Annotated in this window: 5 protein-coding genes; all 5 read right to left on the bottom strand. The window is 33.2% G+C overall.

The window, feature by feature from the left end:
* Window positions 1–104: 104 nt before the first annotated feature.
* From AB1349_12745 to AB1349_12725, 5 genes are read right to left on the bottom strand one after another with little or no spacing between them, the layout of a single operon-like run.
* A complete protein-coding gene (locus tag AB1349_12745; GenBank protein ID MEW6558194.1) occupies window positions 105–1,637 on the bottom strand; it encodes a methyltransferase domain-containing protein in 1,533 nt (510 codons plus the stop codon).
* A 37-nt stretch (window positions 1,638–1,674) separates the two neighbouring features.
* Window positions 1,675–2,319 (bottom strand): hypothetical protein, encoded by a 645-nt coding sequence (locus AB1349_12740; GenBank protein MEW6558193.1) that lies wholly within the window; start codon window positions 2,317–2,319, stop codon window positions 1,675–1,677.
* Entirely contained in the window at window positions 2,316–3,098 is a 783-nt protein-coding gene (locus tag AB1349_12735) for an ankyrin repeat domain-containing protein (protein MEW6558192.1), read from the bottom strand. The genes AB1349_12740 and AB1349_12735 overlap by 4 nt, the downstream gene beginning before the upstream one ends.
* A gap of 37 nt (window positions 3,099–3,135) precedes the next feature.
* A complete protein-coding gene (locus AB1349_12730) occupies window positions 3,136–3,843 on the bottom strand; it encodes a hypothetical protein (GenBank protein ID MEW6558191.1) in 708 nt (235 codons plus the stop codon).
* A 1-nt stretch (window position 3,844) separates the two neighbouring features.
* A complete protein-coding gene (locus AB1349_12725; protein ID MEW6558190.1) occupies window positions 3,845–4,897 on the bottom strand; it encodes a hypothetical protein in 1,053 nt (350 codons plus the stop codon).
* Window positions 4,898–4,929 lie beyond the last annotated feature (32 nt).

The following is a 4,929-nucleotide window of genomic DNA, read 5'->3' as shown; positions in this document are numbered from 1 at the left end:
CCGAATATAAAATGTATTTTTTGTAAGCCTTTTGGCATTTGTCATAAGTGTATCATTTTTATACGGTTGTGTCAAGGGCATTTTATTATCGGTAAAATATAAATTTATAGCCGTTTTTCAGGTCGATTCTCCCCAACTTTTATCTTTTTATCGTTCATAAATAAATACAGATGTCCTTTTGTATCAAAGAAAGATGGCTTTGTCAATTTGATACGAACATCTTCTACTTTTGACTCTCTGTAACTTGAGGGTTTCAATGGAATCCCAAATATTTCCAAACTTGACGAACCATAATATACAACTTTATTTCTAATTTTATTTATAGATATTTTTTGAGAATCAATCGCTTGTGCGGCATATACGAATAAAAATATTTGAATTGGCAGCCAAAAAGCAATAACTAAAAAAAGCCCTTCTGTAAATCTTGTATCACCTTCTATAATGAAATCAAGTAACCCAAAGACTAAAATAAGTGAGATACCAACAAGGCAAAGTATACCCCAAAAAATAATAAATCCAAATATAAATGTGTTTCTCTCCAATGATAAATCGCAATTTGGAATAACAATATCTGTCTCATCTGGAGATTCTTTATTTATTTTTACTTTACAACTATTTTTAATGACAGAAGTTTTGTATTCAATATTTGTATAGTATTTCAGAAGTTTTTCCAAGAGTGTCTTGGGATGTTCAACTTCAATATCTTTGTATTCAGGTTTTACGAGAGTGTATACCGTTCCTTCACTATATAGTATTCTAAATAATCTTCCGGTTTCAAGTTTAGATATAGTAGTTTCCACATAATCTTCTTTATGTTCCGCCTCCTGGGAATAGCTAAGGTGAAAAATTCCATCAGGTTTTAATACCCGATTGACTTCTTCTAAGAATCTATTCCGGTCGTTTATTCTGTGAAGTGTTCCATAACACATCGCCACATTTATGCTGTTATCATTTAGATAGATTTTATCATCATAATAAATAACTTTTACATTTAATAAAGTTCTTTTTGAAATAATATTTTGAATTCGTTCAACTTCTTTTTCTAAATCTGGGTTGATAATGGCAATATAAACCATCCCTGAGTTCCCAACACAATTTGATGCTGCGACAAGGTATCCTTCTGGAGATTTATCATTGAAAATAAGAATATTGTTTTTTGATTTTACTTTTGCCTTTTTGAATATTCTTTTATATGTTCCTGGTCTTGATGCAAACAACTTATTATATAAGATAACGATAATAGCCATAACTACACAAATAGTAATTATAACGATGACAATTTTAGTCAATGGTTTGAATAAAAATCTTGGGAAAATATTGCATCTTTTACCATTAACATAATATACAAACGAAAACATTTCTTTTCTAACATTATCTTCAACCTTAAAAAATTCTTCAATGAACTCTATATTAAACTCTTGACCAGTATCAAGTTTAGCAATATGATAATTTCCTTCAATATCCCTATGAATACCAATTTCTTTGACTACACCATTTACATCATTAAAGAAATGTGAGAAAAAAGCAACCACAAAAAAAATAATGGTAAGAAACAGCAATACACCAAGTAAGATACCAGATATATGTAAAAACCAATCTTTACCAGATTTAATTTTTCCAGTTTTGTCTTTTTTCATATTAAATTTTTCTTATTTTTTTCCCGATATCGCTATACTATTTCGTGTAGTAATTGATTAGCCATGTTAAAAACCCATGAGTTCCTATTTCTTTTGAGAATAACTTCAACAACTCTTTCCTTGCTTTAGAACCTCTTGTACCAAAACCAAAAAAACCAGACAACTTTTCTTTGCGTAAAATCAAATACCAACACAAATACCGATAGTCAATCAGCCTATCTAACCATTTTTTAAGTTCTTTTCTTATCACACGAGACGTACTCTCAAGCACACGATTCAAATTTTCTCCTGACCTGTCCACCCACCAAATATCATTGCGTGAATGCTCATATGAAGGTAAATTTTTGTTAGGTGCGTTTTCAATGTAATCCTTCAATAACATACCACGAATCTGGCAATAATGGACTTTTGGGAAATCTTCCATTTTTTTTAATTCTGTTATTGAGCCGTAAAGACCTCCAAACTCAAGAGAAAAACTTGCCTTTGTTGTTCCAAAGTATGATGCATGATGACTATCTAAAAACGATATCTGAAAAATTCGTACTACATTTCCTGAACGGAACCAGAAAACTCCGTTAGTCACAGGGTTTAGACCAAATTTAATAATCTCTGTGGATATACTTTCAACGATTTGACTTTTTAATTCTGTTATCTTTGGCATATTTTTAGATTCTGGTCTCATTCAGCTCCGTGTTGTTTGAGAACTTGGATGGTCTTGTCGTAATCAGCACTGGGATAATATCCCTTACCAGTTTTTTTGTATACCGGCTCCATTTCTCTTTTTTCTGCAAAAGATAAAGCAGTTTGTCCAAGTTTGTTTTTTATATTTGGCTGGGCACCTTTTTCTAAAAGAATTTGTACACATTCCCAATATCCATTCTTGGCTGCGTTATGGAGTGGTGTCTGCCCTAATAATTCATCTAATGCATTTGCATCTGCTCCGCTCTCAATAAACAGTTTACAAAGGTCAACACGTCCCATTTTTGCTGCTTTATGTAATGGAGCCCCACTTACTTTAGATGAGTAATTGACATTTGCTCCATGTTTTATAAGTAGTTCTGCAATCGCTTTTGTTTTGTCTATTATTGGTTGGTCAGTTGAACTTTTGCCATATTGAGCTTCTACTATTGTTTCGGAAAGAGCTGTATGTGTCTCTTTAAATGTAATATTGGGATTAGCTCCATTTTCAAGAAGCATTTTTGTAGCATCTACATATTTTTTAGAAACTGCCCAGTAGAGAATTGGAACACTTGTTTCTCCTACCAGCTTTTCAGCATTATTAACATCTTTCCCACTTTGAACCAGTCCCTTAACTTCAGCTTCAAATTTTATCTCATCAGCTGATTTTTGGGAAGGGGCTGATACAGAACTTTCTTTACTGCAAGAAGTCAAAAAAATTGCCAAAAAGCAAATCAGACAGAGTGTTTTAATCATCTGACTATTGTGAGTAAACATTTTCATCCTATGATAAAATCAAGATAAACAAATTCTTCTTCATTTAGTTTTGGGGTTTATTTTTTAAAACTTCTAAGATTTCTTTTAGAATTTTGTTATTTTCTTCCGTTAACTGAACATTTCTTTCTCCTAATTGAAGGGATCGATCATAGTCCGCTTGAAACTTTTCCTGTTTCTTTAATGCTTCATCCTGCTGTTTTAAAGCAATTTTCATTCTCTTAGAACTCTTTTGGGCAATTACTATTACCAAGGCAATAAGGATTAAGAAAAAAATAAGGTATGAATAATTGCTTAAGAAAAATAGAGGCGACTTCAGCATTGACTTTGATTTTTTCATCATCCTTTCCTGAAACTCTTTTGGGGAAATCCATTTCATTTCTTTTTTATCATAATAAAGTGTATTGTTTCTCTGCCACCGGTAATAACTGGCCGAATATTTCTGAATCTGTTCCGGTGTCCAGCCAACAAGTTCTGTTTCCACCGTGCCGGTTATGTAACCATCTTCCGGGAAACCAATTTCTGTTTCCTCAATGACAACATTTAAAACTTTCAGTTCCCCCTCAAAAGGAAACATTTTCGTCTTAAATTTATACCTGTCCTCCTCTATTTTTTCAAAATTTAATGTCTGGGAAGAATTTTTTTGAATATTTTCCCATTCCTTTTTCAGGGAATTTTCTGTCGACTGTGCAACTAAATTTGAAACCATCAACAAACATCCAAAAATAAATGAGACTAAACTTTGAATACTCATTTTACACCTCCTTGAAAAATGTCCCTAATAGGACCATTGTGATAATTATAAAACATATCAGCGCTGATAGAATAACGCCGGTTATTGCCGCCCATCTGCGTTTTCCTTCGGAAACAATAGAAGCTACCCCTGTAGATAATCCAAATGCAGCCAGATCAACCACAAATTCAAACAAATAACCTATAAACGGTAATGGTTGTGTTTTTTTAATAGATAGAACAGCGCTACCAACAAAAAAAATTGGAAGAATTATTACTGACCCGATAGCAAGATATAAAGAAATCATTGCAAAAACAACTCTGTCCTTTTTGCCAGCAGTGTAGAAAGTAAAGTATTTTTTAGCAGTTTTGATTGTTGCCACACCCAGAAGAATTTGAATCACGCCTGCAGTTGAGATAACTCCACCACCAGCAAAATTGGCAAGGCCCGCAAATATAAGAATTATACCAAACATTATTAAAGTAGCCGGCTCTCTAATTTTTAGACCAATTATACCTGAAGGGATAAGAAATAATCCCCAGACAGGACTCAAAAATTGACCGAAAAAGGCAGAGATGATAGAAATTACCCCAATCGCAATAAGTGCTTTACTCCAGCCAGTAACTTCTTTGATGACTTTTTTCTCTATCGGAATCTCAAGAAATTCTAAAGTATCTTTTGCAAATGTATTAAGAGCATTTTTATCATTGATAAGATTAGTTATCAATTCTACCCCATGTAATTTTTCAATCCTTAAACCATTCATTACAGAACTAATATAGACAATCCGGTCTGATGAGATTTCTTTTTGCACTTTTGCCAATTCTGAAAGTTTCTCTCTTAACCCGAGCATCTCTTGTGCAGTTTTCCAGACAATATTTCCATCAGGAAATTGTGCCTGTAATTTTTCTGGCTCTTTTAGAATAATTATTCCTGCTTTATCTACATATATTGCATTCTTCTTTCCAAACAAAACACCAAATTTTGTTGAGTAGACATCTTTATAACCTCCTTGTGGTGACAGCCCTATCGGGCTGTCGTGCCCCTCGCAGAACCGTGCTTGCAGATTGCCCACACACGGCTCTTCAATAACACTTCCTCATAAAG

Source organism: Elusimicrobiota bacterium (genome assembly GCA_040757695.1).
Taxonomy (GTDB): Bacteria; Elusimicrobiota; UBA8919; order UBA8919; family UBA8919; genus JBFLWK01.
Note: the sequence above shows the minus strand (reverse complement) of the source record. Positions and strands in the feature narration are given on the sequence as shown.